Below are 17253 nucleotides of genomic sequence, written 5' to 3'. Positions count from 1 at the left end.
ATGAATGGATCGGAAACGAAAGAGCTGCTGTACATTGAGACCGAGGATTTCTCCCTTTATATCAAGGGAATGCCGTATAATGCGAGATTTGAGAGTTTATCACAGTATCGAAAGCATTCTGCTCTTGAGAAGGAAGCGATGGCGTTTACCTATAGTGGTGAGAGCGTTCGATCGGTTGAACTGTATGATGTAGAAACGGATTCCCTCGAGGAAGTTCAGGGTCAACCTTTTTCTCCTATTTTCTTTGAAAATGGAGTCTATCAGATTGTGATTTCTCCTAAAACGGATAAAAGCCTGTCCTTTTACCATGAGCATCCAGGTTTGAGGAATGCGGTTGAACCAGTAGGTAGGGGAAATCATCCGATCCTTATGGGGAATTTGCAGTTTATGAATGAAGTGGGATATACGAGCTTTTCGATTAGGCATCATGAGAAGACATTGCTTGAAGTGAAGCTTGAAATTTTCCCAACGAAATTAAGCTATAAAGATGATTATCGGAAGCTTCTAGAGGAAGTAAATGATGAAGTGTATAATCTTGCTTTTCATTTTATTAAGAAGACGTTTCTCGGGGCTTCTAACCACTTATCGGAGAATCCTTCTTTGGCGGAGTTTTATCGATTGATTGAGTTCTATTTTAAGAGCTTTATTAAGTCGATTCAACGTATTGAGGAACAGCCTCATCACCAGCTGCTGACGGAGCATCAGATGGTGAGAGGGGAACGGATTAAGAGGTTAGATAGCAAGGGACGTAAGCATTTACGAAGCAATCCTCAGTTGTTTATGGAAGCTGAAAATGGACTCGTCCTGCATGATAAGCCCATTTTTCCTGTTAAGGGGTTAAATGCTCGAAAGACGATTACTTATGATACGTTAGAAAACCGATTTGTGAAGTGGATGATGGAGCGGCTAACTCATAAGTTAGCGGATCTTGCTGCTAAGATAAGCAGTCAATCAGGTAGGTATGAGCGGAAAGTAGATGAAGAGTTGCTGCTCAAGGTCAAAGGGATGCAAGGTACCCTGAAGGTTTATTTGAATAAACCCTTTTGGAAAGGGATTAGTAGTGTGGATCGAACGGTCACAAGCATGGTGATTCAGAGGAAGATTGGTTATCGGGATGCGTATAAAATCTATCTAGTTGTGACCAGAGGGTTGATGCTTGAGGGTGAGCTTTTCAAAATGTCGGTGAAGGATGTCGCGACGCTTTATGAGTATTGGACGTACTTGAAGATGGGACAGATATTACGAGCTAAGTATGTTCCAGAATATCAGGATGTGGTCGCGATTCGTCATGGTGCGTTGTTTGTTGATCTTGATCAAACTTCGAACGCGAAGCAGATGTTTACCCATCCTCAGACTGGGGAGCGAATTGTCCTTTCTTTTCAAAAGAGAGAAGGGAAGGTACCTACAGTCACGCAGAAGCCTGATATTATGCTTGAGGTGGAGAAGAAGTACTCACATAATCTCTATCATTATGTGTTTGATGCGAAGTATCGGATTGATTTCGGATTCGGAACTGATCAGGCAGAAAAGGTTGGGCCGTTGGAAGAGGATATTAATACGATGCATCGTTATCGAGATGCTTTGGTGAAGAAGCATCATGAGAGGGATAGCTATGAACGTTATTCGTTTGGTGCGTATGTGTTGTTTCCGTGGAATGAAGAGCAGGCTTACTTAGAGCATCCTTTTTATAAGAGTATTGATGAGGTCAATATTGGTGGACTGCCGTTTTTGCCGAATTCGACTGTGCTGGTGGAGACATTAGTGGAGCGATTAGTGGAGAGTAATCCTGAGGATCTGCAGGAGGAGGGTGTGCTGCCTACTGGTGCTTGGAAGCATTGGGAGTCTTCTTTGGATGAGAAGGTGCTTGTTGGAACGGTGAATGACAGGGTGGATTATCAAGAGTATAAGAGGGGCATGTATTTTGAACTGGACTCATCTTCTTTGAAGAGAGGTTGGCAGGAGAGTTTGTATGTAGCCTTGTATGTGACGAGTGAAGTGAGTAGTGAGGCTGGTCCTGTGAATGGGATTCAGTATTATGGGAGAGTTGAGGATATAAAGGTTAATGGCGGTAAGGTGAGGTTTGTAGTGGAGAGTTGGCAAGCCTTGAAGAAGGTGATTCGACCTGTAGGGTATGGAATCCAGTCTAATATGATGACGACGATGTCACTGCTGGAGCAGTCTGAGGAGCTTCCAGAGTTGTTTATGAAGTCTGGGGAGGAGATTAAGCTTTGGCGGATGTTGCGTCGATTAACTAGTAAGGTGTTTACTAGTTTGGATGATGTTTCGGTGGATCGTGCTCGGAAGGTTTTGGCTTATCAGATAGGGCATGTTGAGGTTTTGTTGAATAGGGTTAGTGGACGGATTGAGGTTTTGCAGGATGGTGAGGTTTTGGAGGTTGTTTCTTTGGAGTTGTTGAGGAAGCAGCCGGCTCGGGCTTTCAGTTTGATAAGGAGTTTTGTGTTTAGTTAGTAATCTAAGAAGGTAATTTGTCTGACGTTCAGTACGTTAATGTTTTAATGTACTGGGGTCAGGCACCATTTTTTAAAAATGAGGCGGTGAAGCACTGTGGAAACTATTTTTAATGGAAAAATCATTCGTAACTCCGAATGATTTATCTTTTCACATGCATCCCATGCATAACATATTGATCCTCCAAATCATGCAATTGATGAGGGTTATTTACCTACTCATAAGTAAGCTTAACCTTATTAAATTCTCTACATTCTCTCCGTCATCCGCCTTTTTAGATCCAGAAAAAACTAATTATCTCATTTTTCTTTCTTTTTAAGTAAGTCTTCTCCTCTAACACTTCTTATTAAACTTTAAATCTGCAAATTATGTAAATAACTTTATTCACTTTACATTGTCGCTGAGAATAATGAGAAGAAGTATCAATTTATATTTCGTATAAATTAAAATTATGTTAAATTTAATAATGAGTGCATCTTTCAGTTTCACTAGGAGTGGTTTTTGTGACCGAACAACAACAGTTAACTGAAATACAAATAATAGCTACTTCTTGTATCGACAGATGGGGTGAAGATTCTAAAACCCAAAACTTTAGTGGGAAGTTAGGAAGGTTTGTAAATCAATTAGGGCCTAATAAAGAATTAGGAAGAGTCTTTTTGGACATCGTAAAATACTATAATTATTATTCAAGAGAGCGTTTAGATCAATTAATGGGTGAATTTTACAATGTTATTGTAAACGAGTTAAAACTAGATGAGAATTTTACGATTTACTCGAGAATTGAAGATGACTCTAAAATTGACAGCTCAAATTTTTTTTTAGAAGAATTTAAGATACTAAACAACATTTCTAACCATTTTAGTTATGACATTGAAAAGCTTGATATTGAAGATTTTGATAATATCCAAAATGTAATTTTTATAGATGATATTATTGGTTCAGGTAAAACGGTAGAGACTTTCTTCAAAAAAAACAAAAAAAAACTTTTAAAAGTAAATTGCTATATTTTTTGTATTGAATTGCTTGAGGAAGGAAAAAGTCATCTAGAAAAATTTTTCAAGGAAAATGACTTTGAGTGTGAAATGATTTGTCATAATTTGCACAAAAAGGCTTTTAGCGAAAACCATATTTTTCAGGAAAACTTTAAAGAAAATGAAATGTTGTTACGAGACTTTGAAAGAGATTTATGGAGGAAAAAATCCAAAAATATACTCGGATTTGAAAATAGCCAAGCGATTGTTTCCTTTTTTAGGAATACTCCTAATAACACCTTGAGTTCATTTTGGTTTGAAAATAAAAAGTGGAGAGGTTTATTCCCGAGAGACGACAGAAAACCCGCTTTCAAAAAAGTAAAAAAGAATGCTGTTAAGTATAATGTTAAGAAGATGGAGAATTCAGTAGATGGGTGAAATTGAGTTTAAAGAACTGCTACTTCTAGTATACTTAAACGAATATCGAGATACATATTTGCTCTCAGAAATTAAAGAGCTCGGTAATTTTTCTACTGATCAAATGAAGAAGACATTAGATGATTTAATCAGTAAGGATATGTTAAGCAGCAATACTGGTAGATTGGCTTTGACTAACAGAGCTGAATTATATTTAAAAGATAAAAACTTGTTAAACGTATCTATAACAGACTTGTTCCAACAAGACACAGTAACATTGAAATTTATTGAAAAACCTTTATCTTTTGATGATATTTATATACCTAAAGATTTTAAATTGTAAATGTTTTATGTTTTCTAGAATTGAATAGCGAGTCGCTATTCGTGATGTAAAGTTACTATGTAGCTGTATCAGTACTAATTTTGAAGAGCGAAAATTAGTACTGAACCAACAAAGAAGAGCGCTTTGTCGGTTCACCATAACAAAATCCCTGAGGTCAAGGATTTCGTGATGGTGATCAGTTAAATTAAATAATCCAGTAGAAAACATACGGAGAAAATAATGAATATTGATACTCTCAAGAAAATGATGGAAAATGAACAATTAAGTGAGGATTACATTAATTTATGTGTTACCTATGCGAGGAGTCTTGAAGATAAGGGTTTACCTATAATTTTTGATTCAATCCATTTGGCAAAACTTATTGGTATTGGAACTAAAGAATTATATTCATATTATGAATTAGCACAGACATTATACAGCACTGCTGTTATTCCTAAAAAAACAGGTGGTAGTAGAAAATTAAACGCACCATCAGAAAATTTAAAGTATATCCAAAAGTGGATTGTTGAAAACGTGTTGTATAGATTAGATACTTCTAAAGTCGCTACAGGTTTTGTACCTCAAAAATCAATTGTTGATAATGCAAAGCCCCATGTAGGCAAGGAATGTGTAATCAATCTAGACCTTAAAGATTTCTTTCCGAGTATTAAATATGTTTGGATTTATAACTTATTTATAAGTTTAGGGTACACTAGACATCTTTCTATGCTCTTTACGGGAATATGTACACTTAATAATGAATTACCTCAAGGGGCACCTTCTAGTCCTTATTTATCTAATCTTATTTGTGAAAAATTAGACTCAAGACTATCAAGCTTAGCAGAAAATATGGGTGCAAGTTACACCAGGTATGCTGATGATTTAACTTTTTCTGGGGACAAAGAAATCACAAAATATATAAAATTAATTAAACGTGTAATTAAAGAAGAAAAATTTGAATTAAATGAAAAAAAGGTAAGAGTACGGTTTAGTTATCATCAGCAGATGGTAACAGGGTTAATTGTTAATGAAAAATTAAGTGTTCCGCAAAAAACAAAAAAGTATTTAAGGCAGCAAATTTATTACGCTAAGAAATACGGTGTAAGTAGTAGTTTACAGAAACAAGGAGTTACTAAATCTAATTACAACGGACACTTATTTGGTTTAGCCTACTTTATTAAAATGGTAGAACCTGACTGTGGAACAAAATTTATCGAGGAATTAAAACAAATAGATTGGGAAACTTAGGATATACAAAACATGAATTATCTATGTAAAGGAGACTCTTAATGAGTCTCCTATTTATATTGAAGTGAGTAATGAATATTATTTTAGCTCACACGGACCCAATAAAATCCGTATTTTATATCTTCTTTTAACTTAAGCGTCAGATAATCCACACCTATTTTAGAGATAGGGATTATCATATTATCCACCTATCATGTTGAATTCGACAGTAATTCGGAAGATTGCTTGACTAAGAACCAATTGATCAAGGGCACTTCCTTTTCTCATTTCTATATTAGGAAGCTCTTAAAAAAAGTCAATAAGTATTGATGAGGATTGAAGCATTTTTTTATGGAGTTTCTACAAAACTATAAGTTACAGCACTTGCATTTGCTCTTTCTGATTACTTTCTGCCAATCACAAACGACTTAATGAATCTCTCACTTTTATTATTATCAAAGTCCAATCTGCCATCCCCTAAGTAAGCCTCTAGCTTGTTTTATTTCATTCCCCCGTCATTTAACCCATTTTCTTAACCAATCATACTTTTTTAGGCTCACTATTTTGTTCCTTTGATATAAGGCAACACCAACAATTTAGCGCATTAATTAGATAAGGATTTATTTTAAATAAGGCTTGGCTTATGATTGGAGTTTACATTTCTTACTGCGTCTTAATAGTTTCATAAACCCTCATTTAACATTCGGACCCCACCCGAATGTTTTTTTTATAAAAAATTATCCATAGGGTGTCCCTTTCACTCCCATCTCCCTATATAAAGGGTGAAACCAAAACGAAATAGGAGTGATTGTAATGAATGGATGGAGAAAGTTGGAGACAGGTATGTTGGATAAGGAGACGTTTCATCACCCGGAGGATCTTCGGTTGTATGTGTTGATTCTGTTGAATGCGACGTATCAAGGCGGGGTTCAGGTTGGTGGTGTGGTGCTTGGAGAGAGGCAGTATGTGCGTTCGCTCCGGAAGCTGCGGGAGGATCTGTGGTTCTATAATGGGAAGAAGATTGATGAGTATTCGCATTCGCGGATTCAGCGTTCGATTAAGCGGTTGGAGAAGGATGGGTGGTTGAAGGCGGAGAAGTATGAGCATGGGTATGTGTTTACGCTGAGACCGACGAAGGATTTCGCCTGTGGGGAGTATTTGAGTTGGATGGGGATGTCTAAGAAGGAAGAGGAACGTGAGGAGTCCGGTGGTGACCAGCCTGATGATGGGGCTGGTTCCGGAGGGTCTTCGTGCGGCGAAAAGGATGTGAAACAGGTACGGAGAGAACCTGCAAACAGACGTAAGAACTTAGAGAAAGAAGAGAAGGAGAACACCACCAACCTTAACGGCACTAAGGAAGAAGAGAGGCTGCAGGCGCTGATCGGGCATTTCATTGGCAGGAGGGAGAGAGGACTGATCTTGACGCCGATGGATTATGTGGCGATGGAGCGGATCAGCTTGAGCGAGTTGTCGACGGAGGAGCTGATTGTGTTCATGGATGAGGAGTTTGACAGACAGCAGAGTATCAATCCGAAGCTAACGATCAACAGTCCGAAGTATTTGGAGAAGGCCCTTGAGGCGTACGTTTCTCCTCGGGAATCCATGCAGCACATCGATGACCTGTTGGATGGACTTGAGGAGATTGTGACGGAGGCATGACGTTCCATGAGTTCAAGGAGCTTATGAAGGTGATCCAGGGAGCGTATCCTCAACGGCTGCTCACTCATGATCGGGCGAAGCTGTGGTTTCAGCACCTGGAGAACTGTGATTATCACGTGGTGAAGAAGCGGGTTGAAGCCCATATCAAGGTGAGTCCGCACATGCCGACGATCTCTGAGCTGTATGAACCGCCGGTGGAGGAAACGACGATACTAGAAACCATGGAGGCATGGGAAAAAGAAGGAGCGAAACGAATTGAGAATGAACGACGAAATGAATGGACACGACCTGCACCACCCTGGGGCTGAGGAGCAGCTGCTTCGGGAGTTGCATGAAGCGGAGAGCATGATCATTGGAGCGGTTCTTCTGGATGCGGATGTGTTGGATACACTGACCTTGGAGGAGAAGCATTTCACTCTGGTGAAGAACCGGTTGATTTTTAAAGCGATGAAGGGGCTTCAGAAGAAGAGGCTCGAGATTAATCTGGTGATGCTGTTGGAGGAGCTCGGTGATGACATTGAGAATGTGGGCGGGGTCCAGTTTCTCCTGGCGCTTGCCAACTACTGCCCGACGACGGTGAATATCGAGCAGTATGAACAGATCGTCCTGAAGTATTACGAACTGAGCCTTATCAAGAACTCGGCCCATCATTTCCTGAACGCTTACACCCCGGAATCCGCACAGGGCCTCTACAAAGCACTCATCGACATGCACACGAACACCATCACCGACGAAGAAACGAAGGATGAGATCATCATGGATCTCTATGAATCTCTTTACATGGAGAGGGACGGACTTCCCGGTGTCTCGACGGGATTCGAGAGCCTGAATGCGCTGACGGGAGGGTGGAAGGAAGGGGAGCTTATCATCCTTGCTGCAAGACCCTCTATGGGGAAGACGGCCTTTGCCATCCAGCTTGCGTGGGAGTGTATGAGGGAGAAAGGGGTGAGCATGGTGTTTTCCTTGGAGATGAGTTCGAGGCAGATCATGCAGCGACTTCTTTCAAGTATCACGGATATTAACATGATGAAATGGCAGAATCCGTATAAGTATTTGACGAAGGACGAGATGCCGAGGATGCATGGGGCGATGAACGCCGTGTACAAAGCGAAGCTCGAACTCTCGCAGAATGGGATGATCACCCTGCCGGAGATCAGACAGCGGATTATGAATCTGAAGCGGGAGTATCCGACGGAACCGTTTCTTGTGGTGATTGATTACCTGCAGCTGATCACGGTGAAAGAGCGGTTTGACCGGCATGATCTGGCGATTGGGCATATTACGAAGCAGCTGAAGGGGATGGCGAAGGAGTGGTTGGGGGATTGATTGGGAGGGAGAGGGTTAGTGGGGGGAGTTGGGTGAGATGTTTGGGCTGATTGGTTTCTGGTAGATGAGAAAAGGAAGCATGAAAATCGTCCCTATGCCCCACTTGTACCCTTGATTATTTTACTGAATTTTCTAAATAAAACATGTGGATTATACGATTTATGGTATAATAGAATGACAATCAAACGAAAGCGATCTGAGCTATGTTATTAAATGCAGCTACAAACAGTCCCGTTGATTATTATTTTCGAGAAGTGGGAAAAGAAGAGGTAAAGGATAATAGGTACCTTCCTGATTATGGTTGGGAATTTAATTGGCTTTATCCTATATCGCATGATTTTAAGGTTTTCGGATTAGTTACTGACCATAATCCAGATATTGTAGGGGGTCTTATTGCCTTGAAAGAAAACCCAGATGAAGACTTCCTTTGTGTAGATGTAGATATTATTGAATCTTCACCACAAAATAAGAAGTTTATAAAAGGGGTACTTAACCAAGAGCGCTCATATATAAATGTTGGAAGAGTTCTCATAGCGTTTGCTTGTTGGTACAGTATTGAAAAAGGGTATGACGGGTATGTTGGTCTCACATCTAAAAGCAGCAAATATCCCTTTTATGAGAGTCTGGGAGCTCGACTGACATTTGGGCAGCATTTCATGTTTGATGACATTGCAGCTGAAAGGCTTGTAAAAATATACTTTCCGGGAGGTGTAGTATGGTGGCAGGAACCAAGTTGAAATCAAGATATTTTAAAAAAATTCCAGGAGGGCATACTATAACCAGGAGTGATAAAATGCATAAAGATATCGAGAAATTTGATCATGATTTTCCTGATGGGGTATTTGCATTCCCAGCACCCGCCGAATCCCCGAAAGTGAAAATAAGGGCATTGGACAAATACTGCAAAGAACACGGTGTTCAACCAAAAGATTTAACAGATGAAGAAATGCGACAGTTCCTTGTTTAATAGCTAAATAGGGACGTATCTCACTTTGCCAAAGGTGGGATACGTCCCTTTTTCCATGTTGTGTTTTACGGATTAGGTAAAGATGAGCTTCACTCCAACATCTCCTTTATTTCTTCTTCTGAAAGAATCGGATTAGTCGTCCAGTATATTTCAATAAATGTTATAATTATCTAAATAATAAAAATTTTTTAGCTGCATGCATAGAGGAAGGTGATTGTGTGGACTACCTCCGTCACCAATGGGAGCCATACTTGTCATACGGGCAGGCATTCGAGTTTAGGAAGAATAAAGTGGTCTATCATCAAGGGCAGGCGGGTCGGGGAATCTATTATTTGAAGAAGGGTGAAATAAAGATAACGCTCTTGTCCGACAAAGGGGATGAGCGTATTATCAACATGGTTCCCCCCGGGATGTTGTTTGGGGAGCACGGGATTCATGGGGAGCCATATTTGACAAGCGGGGTAACGAACTGCCCATCAACGATTTACTATTTTTCCAACGATGCGATTGATGCAATTTGCAAGGATCATCCAGGGGCAGCTGCCATCTATACAGATTCATTAATTTACAAATTCAGGACCCTAGCTGAAATCATCGCTCACCTGGATAGTCCCATTGAGCAGCAGATGGCATTCTATTTACTGAAGCTTATTCAGGAAAACGGAAATGCCTCGATGAACCAGACGGCATTTTCAAAATACATTGGCACGTCCCGAATTACCGTGAACAAAATCATTCAGAAATGGAAACAGAAGGGGTACATCGAGCTTCAAAAACGAAAAATCGTCGTAAAAGAATTTCCTGAAATCAGGACGATTGCCAATCACCCCCAGGAAGATTAACCAACCAGGTTTCTAAGGAAATCTGGTTTTTTTATGTAGTATTTTCGCTTGTCTACCTCAATGATCCCTGCTTCCTGCCATTGTTTTAGTACTTTATAGACGGTGATTCTAGTCAGGCCTGTACAGCAGGCGAGATCTTGCTGTGAGATTGGAATCTCATAATTTTTGAATTCATCACAGATATTGTGGAGTAAAGCAGCAAGCTTTTGCTCTGATGTAAGCGCATTCATATTTATGCGATCTAAGAGGATTTTCATTTTATGGATGACGCTTTTGGAAAAGAGTTTGAAGAGTTCCGGGTGGGCAATCATAAGTTTTCGAAATTCGTCTGCTGAGAAATGATAGACGACTGAATTCTTTACTGCAATCGCGGTTGTGAAATGGGTGTTCTGGTCAAGTGACTGGACTCCTAATAGCTGGTTGGGTATGACGATGTTGAGCATATTTTCTTTGCCAGCGGCTGTTACGGTAACAATCCGGACCAGGCCTTTATGTAAATAATAAAATCCTTCTCCGAGATTTCCCTGCTGGTAAATGCATTCTTTTTTTCTGAAAAATTGACGTGTCCCGTATTTTAAATAACCCTCCCAATGAAAAATTTCTTCGTAAACTGTGGCCATACCATTACCTCCCCAAAAGTGAAGATGATTTCTAAGATAAGCATAGGGGAAACAACATTGAATTTCTATAAAAATTTGGATGATTTTGATTTTTCAAAAACTATTTCAAGAAAAACGTTAAATAGGCTACAGTTAGGATGGAAAATTAATATTAAAATCATTATGAATTTTCAAATAATATTTTCAGGAGGGTGAATATGGGAATTAGGACTGGAGCTCAATATATCGAAGCGGTTAAAGCACGCAAACCTGAAGTTTGGCTTTCAGGTAAAAAGGTTGAGAATTTGTTTGAGGAACCGGTTTTCAAGCAGCCGATACATGAAATCGCCAAGCTGTTTGACATGCAGCATGATCCTGAATTTCAGGATAAGATCACTCATGTATGCGAGGAAACGGGAGAGCGGGTGAATAATTCCTTCCTTGTGCCGAAAAGCTACGATGACTTAGTGAGGCGTCGCAACGTTTTCGAAGCATATGCCAGGGCAACCTTTGGATTGATGGGAAGAACTCCGGATTTCTTGAACGTCGTGGTAACGTCCATGTACTACAATTCTTGGTTCTTTGAAAAATACAACAAAAACTGGGCAGATAATGTCCGCAACTATTATAAATACCTCCGTGATAACGACATATTCCTGACTCATGCCATTATCAACCCGCAAAATGACCGCAGTAAAAATTCACATGAACAGAAGGATACTTATACCCATCTTGGTGCAGTGAAGGAAACTCCGGATGGCCTGGTTGTCAGGGGAGCAAAAATGCTGGCGACGCTCGCACCAGTGACAGATGAGGTGATCATTTACTCATTCCCTGGATTTGCCCCAGGTGATGAAAAGTATGCACTGGCTTTTGCGATTCCGATTGATACCCCGGGGCTGCGTATAATCTGCCGCGAGCCGATGCAGGATGGAACACGTTCGTTCTTTGATCATCCCCTCGCTTCACGGTTCGAAGAGATGGATGCCTTGCTGGTGTTTGATGATGTGGTCGTTCCTTGGGACCGTATTTTCTTATATAACAATGTCGAAGCAGCCAACAAGCTGTATCCAATGACAGGCGCTGGTCAGCAGCCGGCACATCAATCAGGGGTCAGGGGCCTTGTGAAATTGGAATTCGCAACGCAAGTGGCTATGAAGGTGGCGGATACGATTGGCGTCGATGGATACTTGAATGTTCAGGAACAGCTTGGAGAGCTTGCCCAGTCACTTGAGTCGATCAGAGCGCTGTTAAAAGTGGCTGAATACGAGCACACGATGACCGAGCATGGGGAAGCAATGCCTGATTACGTCGCACTAGAAACCATCCGCGGCTTGCTGCCTACCATGTATCCCCGGGCAATCGAAGTCATCCAGATTATCGGAGCAGGCGGTTTGCTCATGTCCCCGACGGGAGCTGATTTTGAAAATGCGGCATTAAGAGATTCAATCGACAATTATTATGTAGGCCGAGAAGGCATCTCTTCTTTAGAGAGGGTAAGCATTTTCAAACTTGCATGGGATCTGTGCGGTGAGGCATTCGGTCAGCGTTTGCTTCAATACGAGCGCTATTATACAGGTGATCCGATTCGTAAGAGGGGGATTTTCTATAACAACTATAAACGCCGGACCACACTAACAATGGTTGATGAAGCGTTGAAGGGCGGTCTTTTGGATAATAAGGAAGCGCTTACAAACTAATGAGCATTCTCAGGAGGTGATGGCTGGATGGAAGCACATGTTTATTCTTCGTTGGAATTGCCTCGATCGGTAGTTGCCATTGGCGCATTTGACGGTGTCCATCGGGGTCATCAAACCGTAATCCGCCAGTCAGTACAGAGAAGCAGGAAGCTGAGGGTTCCAAGTGTCGTCTATACATTCGACCCGCCACCCCGTGTGTTTTTTCAAGGAGCAAGGATGCTGACCCATGTGGAGGAAAAGTTGGATAAAATCGGAAAACTTGGTACCCGGCATGCAGTGGTTGCCCGATTTGATGAAGTGTATGCAGAGAGAAGTGCGTACGAATTTATCGGATGTTTGGCGAAGCTTAACCCGGTGGAGATCATTGTTGGCGGTGATTTCCGCTTTGGCAAAGATAGATTGGGAGATTTAAAACTTCTTGAAAAATATTTTAAAGTACGCGTAACAAAACCTGTATTCTGTCCTCAAGGCAGCGTGATCTCTTCAACCAGGATCCGCCAGCTGATTTCAGATGGGGAGCTCAACCTCTCGAAAGCATTGCTGGGATGGGAGTCTGGAGTTCATGCGAAGAATCATATTTTACAAGAGTAGGAGGCGGAACGAATGAAATTGCTGGGGATATCAGGCACGATCATCGGAGCCAAGACAGGGATTGTGGTCCGTAAAGTGCTTGAAGAAGTGACAAAGAAGTACCCTGATATCGAGGTGGAAATGCTCGATATGATGGATTATAACGTTGAGTTCTGTGATGGACGTCCTGCTGAAAAATATTCTGACGATACCAGGGCTGTGATTGAAAAAGTATCTTCTGCCGATTTTTATGTGATTGGGACACCTATTTTCCAGGGCTCGATTCCAGGGGTATTGAAGAACCTATTTGATTTGATCCACCCGGCTGCCTTTAGGAATAAGGTGATGGGGTTTGTCGCAAATGGTGGAACGTATCAGCATTTTCTCGTAATCGAAAACCAGTTGAAGCCCATTGCTGGTTATTTCCGGGCATTCGTTGCACCTTGCCATGTATACGCAACCTTCGATCATTTCAACCTGGAAAACCAAATCGTAGATGAGGATTTGTTGAGTCGGATTTCAATTCTCGCAGATGAAGTGGTCCATATGCAAATATCATTAAAAGGAAGTCCGGTCGAGATGGCAGACTGATTGTAATGAGAGATATGAGATGAATGGTAGTAAAGCTGGTTATGCCAAGAAGAATCGTTAACTGATTTTACAAGAATCGAAGGGAGACGAAGAAATATGAAAAGTCAATTTGTACCGATTAATCTAATGCAATTTATTGAGGAAAATAGAGATCAGCTCAAGCCGCCGGTCAACAATAAGGTAATCTGGAAGGATGCTGAGCTGATGGTCATGCTTCTAGGAGGACCGAACAAAAGACGCGATTTCCACGTTGATCCGTCAGAAGAGGTTTTCTATCAAATTCAGGGCAGTTGTTATGTAGAGGTTATCAATGCTGAAGGAAAGCGTGAAGTAGTGGAGGTAAAGGAAGGTGAAATGTTTCTTCTTCCAGCGAACGTTCCTCATTCTCCGCACCGAGTGGAGAACACGATCGGGCTTGTTATCGAACGCAACCGTGCACAAGGCGAACTTGAGGACTTTGTTTGGTTCTGTGATGAGTGCGACCATGAAATGCACCGTGCCACGATTCAACTGACTAACATTGAAAAGCAGGTAAAGGAAGCCATCGCAACCTTTAACGGAAACGAGGAACTTCGCAAGTGTGAAAATTGTGGATACATGATGCCTCCGGAAGCGAGTGAATGGAAATGCGAGTAGACTTCCATACCCATATCATTCCTGAGGATTTCAGCGAGCTGACGAAGCGTTTCGGCGGCGACAAATGGCCGAAGCTGGAGCGTACTTGTGCATGCGGTGCAAACATCATGATTGCCGGGAAAGTATTCCGTGAAGTGACAGACCAGGTGTGGAACGCTGAGAAGAGAATGAAGGATATGGAGAGGGAAGGGGTCGATATGCAAGTTCTTTCTCCCATTCCTGTAACGTTCTCATACTGGGCACCAGCTGAAGAAGCAGAAATTTTGGCTCGTGTTCAAAATGATTTTATCGCTGACTTGGTAAACCAGTATCCGACTAAGTTCATTGGACTGGGTGCTGTGCCGATGCAGAATGTTGATGTAGCAATCCGGGAAATGGACCGTTGCAAGCATGAATTAGGCATGAGCGGCATAGAGATTGGCACAAATATAAACGGTATGAACCTTGATGATCCTGGTTTAATTGAATTCTTTGAGATGGCTGAAAAATGGGATGTTCCATTGTTTATCCACCCATGGGAAACACTTGGCAAGGAGCGGATGCCTCGTCACAACCTCATGTATACAGTAGGGATGCCGAGTGAAACGGCTCTGGCTGGAGGAAGTTTGATCCTTGGCGGAATCATGGATAAATTCCCTAAGCTGAAAATCTGCCTGGCTCATGGCGGCGGCTCGCTGCCCTATTTGCTGCCTCGTCTTGACCAAGGGTGGAAAGTCTGGCCGCACCTGCGTCTTCTGGATAAGCCACCCAGCCATTACGCAAAACAGTTTTACTATGATTCCCTTGTAAATGAACCGGTGAACCTGAACTACTTAGTACAGAATTTCGGCCATGAACGAATCATCATGGGCTCTGATTATCCATTCCTGTTAAGAGAGGTCCCGCCGGGTAAGGTCATTGATGAAACAGTTGGATTGTCAAAGGAACAAACGGAAGCAATACTTGGTAAAAATGCGCTCCGATTCTTGAATATACCAGTCAAAGTGGGGAGTTGATTTGATGAAACAGGTACAGCTGACACCTGAAGAACGCTTGAAGGAACTTGGCCTGAACTTGCCGGCTCCGCGCCCTGCAGCAGGGAACTATGTAAGTTGTGTAAGGACCGGCAATCTGATTTTCACATCCGGCCAGGGGACGAATGAATACCGGGGACGACTTGGGGAGGATGTTTCGGTTGAAATCGGCTATGATGCAGCGAAACAATGCATGCTGAACCTTTTGACAGTTCTAAAGCAGGAACTGGGTGAGTTAAGCAAAGTGAAGCGAGTTGTAAAAGTGCTTGGTTTCGTGAACAGCACCCCTGACTTTACGGATCAGCCGAAGGTCTTAAATGGTGCCTCGGATCTGCTCGTGCAGGTGTTTGGGGAGTGCGGGAAGCATGGCCGTTCTGCTGTAGGCATGGCGCAGCTACCCCTTAACAATGCCGTCGAGGTTGAAATGATAGTTGAAGTCGAGGATGAGGAGGGTGTTTTAGGATGAAACTGACTCAGCCACAAAAAGTAAAAGATGCCAAACTCTTTATTGATGGTGAATACCGTGATGCGATGTCTTGTGAAACCTTTGATACGATTGATCCTTCGACCAATAGAAAGCTCGCTTCGGTTGCTAAAGGTAGAGTTGAGGATGCTAAATACGCGATTGATGCAGCACAAAAGACGTTCGAAAGCGGTGTTTGGAGCAAGATGCCGGTTGCTGAAAGGTCAAAGATATTGTGCAGAATGTCTGACCTGGTCATGGAAAAGATTGATGAATTGGCACTGGTTGAAACCCTCGATGTTGGGAAGCCGATTAAGGAGAGCCGGGGGTTTGATATTCCCCGGGCAGCTGCGAATTTACGCTTCTTTGCTGAAATGGCTAACTACATAAACCATGAGCATTATGACCAGGCACGATACATGTCTTATTCAAAATATGCTCCCGCTGGTGTGACAAGCCTGATCATTCCATGGAATCTCCCTTTCATGCAAATGACATGGAAGGCATCGGCGGCAATGGCTGCAGGCAATACAGTTGTAGTAAAGCCAGCTTCTTATACTCCATTAAGCGCAGTGATGCTCGGGGAAATTGCCAATGAGGCAGGGCTGCCGCCAGGGGTGTTGAATATTATCACGGGTCCTGGAGGGACAGTCGGAACAGAATTGACTAGAAATCCATCCGTAAGACGAATTTCATTTGTCGGTGATAGCACGACTGGCCGCACGGTGATGCAGAATGCCGCATCTCAGCTGATTCCGGTTTCTCTGGAGCTAGGCGGAAAGTCCGCGAATATCGTGTTTGAAGATGCTGATTTGGACGAAGCGGTTGCCGGGTCGATTGAAGCCATTTTCAGAAATCAGGGTGAAATTTGTCTGGCAGGATCACGTCTGCTTGTCCAGGAAAGCATTTACGATCGATTTTTGGAGAAGTTCGTGGAAGCAGCACGTGCCATCAAAGTCGGTAATCCACTTGATGAGGATACAGATATGGGTGCTCTTGTTTCAAAGGGACATCTCGAGACGGTTGATGGATATGTGCAAGTCGGTCTACAAGAAGGTGCGAAGCTGGCAACTGGCGGAAAGACTATTACCTCCCTTGGAGAAGGCAATTTCTATGAACCTACTGTTCTGTATGATGTAGACAATAAAATGCGTGTCGCCCAGGAAGAGATCTTCGGCCCTGTACTGACTGTCATTCCTTTTAAAAAGGAAGAAGATGCCGTACAAATTGCCAATGATTCCATGTACGGTCTGGCGGGCGTCGTGTGGACAAATGATCTGCGCCGTGCCCATCGTGTAGCAGCTAATGTAAATACTGGCCAGCTGTGGATCAACTGCTGGTATTACCGCGACTTGCGCACACCGTTTGGCGGATCGAAAGCGAGCGGCATAGGACGAGAAGGCGGCAGGCACAGCTTCGAGTTTTATACCGAAGCAAAGACAATCACCATGAAGCTATAGAAAGAAGCGCATAGCATGATA

At 42.4% G+C, this 17253-nt stretch carries 18 protein-coding genes and 1 pseudogene; 17 read left to right on the top strand and 2 right to left on the bottom strand.

The genetic code is table 11. The features are described from left to right. The 4 genes from BAA9072_RS02105 to BAA9072_RS02090 all read left to right on the top strand — a co-directional run bounded on the left by BAA9072_RS02105 (position 1) and on the right by BAA9072_RS02090 (position 5427). Complete coding sequence (locus BAA9072_RS02105; protein ID WP_201713018.1) at positions 1–2469, top strand: DUF2357 domain-containing protein; 2469 nt, start codon at positions 1–3, stop codon at positions 2467–2469. A 503-nt stretch (positions 2470–2972) separates the two neighbouring features. Continuing rightward, a complete protein-coding gene (locus BAA9072_RS02100) occupies positions 2973–3878 on the top strand; it encodes a phosphoribosyltransferase-like protein (RefSeq protein ID WP_201713017.1) in 906 nt (301 codons plus the stop codon). Then, positions 3871–4200, top strand: coding sequence for a hypothetical protein (locus BAA9072_RS02095; RefSeq protein WP_201713016.1), 330 nt, complete (start codon positions 3871–3873; stop codon positions 4198–4200). The genes BAA9072_RS02100 and BAA9072_RS02095 overlap by 8 nt, the downstream gene beginning before the upstream one ends. A 219-nt stretch (positions 4201–4419) precedes the next feature. After that, positions 4420–5427 carry a retron St85 family RNA-directed DNA polymerase gene (locus tag BAA9072_RS02090; protein ID WP_201713015.1) on the top strand — a complete coding sequence of 336 codons (1008 nt, stop codon included), beginning with the start codon at positions 4420–4422 and terminating at the stop codon, positions 5425–5427. Between the two features lie 382 nt (positions 5428–5809). Here BAA9072_RS02090 and BAA9072_RS02085 read toward each other — a convergent pair. After that, positions 5810–5890: pseudogene (locus tag BAA9072_RS02085) on the bottom strand (IS66 family transposase); the annotation flags it as partial. A 329-nt stretch (positions 5891–6219) separates the two neighbouring features. Here BAA9072_RS02085 and BAA9072_RS02080 point away from each other — a divergent pair. From BAA9072_RS02080 to BAA9072_RS02055, 6 genes are all read left to right on the top strand, one after another. Further along, complete coding sequence (locus BAA9072_RS02080; RefSeq protein WP_201713014.1) at positions 6220–7065, top strand: hypothetical protein; 846 nt, start codon at positions 6220–6222, stop codon at positions 7063–7065. Further along, positions 7062–7373 carry a replicative helicase loader/inhibitor gene (locus BAA9072_RS02075; RefSeq protein WP_201713013.1) on the top strand — a complete coding sequence of 104 codons (312 nt, stop codon included), beginning with the start codon at positions 7062–7064 and terminating at the stop codon, positions 7371–7373. Before BAA9072_RS02080 ends, BAA9072_RS02075 begins: the two co-directional genes overlap by 4 nt. After that, a complete protein-coding gene (locus tag BAA9072_RS02070; protein ID WP_230980736.1) occupies positions 7327–8391 on the top strand; it encodes a replicative DNA helicase in 1065 nt (354 codons plus the stop codon). The genes BAA9072_RS02075 and BAA9072_RS02070 overlap by 47 nt, the downstream gene beginning before the upstream one ends. A gap of 203 nt (positions 8392–8594) precedes the next feature. Continuing rightward, entirely contained in the window at positions 8595–9128 is a 534-nt protein-coding gene (locus BAA9072_RS02065) for a hypothetical protein (RefSeq protein WP_201713011.1), read from the top strand. Between the two features lie 56 nt (positions 9129–9184). Then, the gene (locus tag BAA9072_RS02060; RefSeq protein WP_230980722.1) at positions 9185–9358 is read left to right on the top strand and encodes a hypothetical protein; all 174 of its coding nucleotides are present in this window, start codon (positions 9185–9187) and stop codon (positions 9356–9358) included. A gap of 218 nt (positions 9359–9576) precedes the next feature. Beyond that, positions 9577–10200: a Crp/Fnr family transcriptional regulator gene (locus BAA9072_RS02055; protein ID WP_201713009.1), complete on the top strand. Its 624-nt coding sequence runs from the start codon at positions 9577–9579 to the stop codon at positions 10198–10200. On the opposite strand, the gene BAA9072_RS02050 is transcribed toward BAA9072_RS02055, so the two are convergent. Next, on the bottom strand, positions 10197–10820 hold the full coding sequence (locus BAA9072_RS02050) for a Crp/Fnr family transcriptional regulator (protein WP_201713008.1): 624 nt from the start codon (positions 10818–10820) through the stop codon (positions 10197–10199). The two genes, BAA9072_RS02055 and BAA9072_RS02050, sit on opposite strands and share 4 nt — an antisense overlap. Positions 10821–11017: 197 nt before the next feature. Between BAA9072_RS02050 and BAA9072_RS02045 the strand changes: the two genes are divergently transcribed. From BAA9072_RS02045 to BAA9072_RS02015, 7 genes are all read left to right on the top strand, one after another. Then, on the top strand, positions 11018–12499 hold the full coding sequence (locus BAA9072_RS02045; protein ID WP_201713007.1) for a 4-hydroxyphenylacetate 3-hydroxylase family protein: 1482 nt from the start codon (positions 11018–11020) through the stop codon (positions 12497–12499). Between the two features lie 27 nt (positions 12500–12526). Then, positions 12527–13090, top strand: coding sequence for an FAD synthetase (locus BAA9072_RS02040; RefSeq protein ID WP_201713006.1), 564 nt, complete (start codon positions 12527–12529; stop codon positions 13088–13090). A 12-nt stretch (positions 13091–13102) separates the two neighbouring features. Then, complete coding sequence (locus tag BAA9072_RS02035; RefSeq protein ID WP_201713005.1) at positions 13103–13660, top strand: NADPH-dependent FMN reductase; 558 nt, start codon at positions 13103–13105, stop codon at positions 13658–13660. Positions 13661–13756: 96 nt separating this feature from the next. Beyond that, on the top strand, positions 13757–14296 hold the full coding sequence (locus BAA9072_RS02030; protein WP_201713004.1) for a 3-hydroxyanthranilate 3,4-dioxygenase: 540 nt from the start codon (positions 13757–13759) through the stop codon (positions 14294–14296). Further along, positions 14281–15291, top strand: coding sequence for an amidohydrolase family protein (locus BAA9072_RS02025; RefSeq protein WP_201713003.1), 1011 nt, complete (start codon positions 14281–14283; stop codon positions 15289–15291). Before BAA9072_RS02030 ends, BAA9072_RS02025 begins: the two co-directional genes overlap by 16 nt. Positions 15292–15295: 4 nt before the next feature. Next, positions 15296–15775 (top strand): RidA family protein, encoded by a 480-nt coding sequence (locus tag BAA9072_RS02020; RefSeq protein WP_201713002.1) that lies wholly within the window; start codon positions 15296–15298, stop codon positions 15773–15775. Next, positions 15772–17232 carry an aldehyde dehydrogenase gene (locus tag BAA9072_RS02015; RefSeq protein ID WP_201713001.1) on the top strand — a complete coding sequence of 487 codons (1461 nt, stop codon included), beginning with the start codon at positions 15772–15774 and terminating at the stop codon, positions 17230–17232. The genes BAA9072_RS02020 and BAA9072_RS02015 overlap by 4 nt, the downstream gene beginning before the upstream one ends. The last annotated feature ends 21 nt before the right edge of the window (positions 17233–17253 follow it).

Source organism: Rossellomorea arthrocnemi (genome assembly GCF_904424705.1).
Classification (GTDB): Bacteria; Bacillota; Bacilli; order Bacillales; family Bacillaceae_B; genus Rossellomorea; species Rossellomorea arthrocnemi.
The sequence above is the reverse complement of the archived record's forward strand: the minus strand, read 5'-3'. Positions and strand labels throughout refer to the sequence as shown.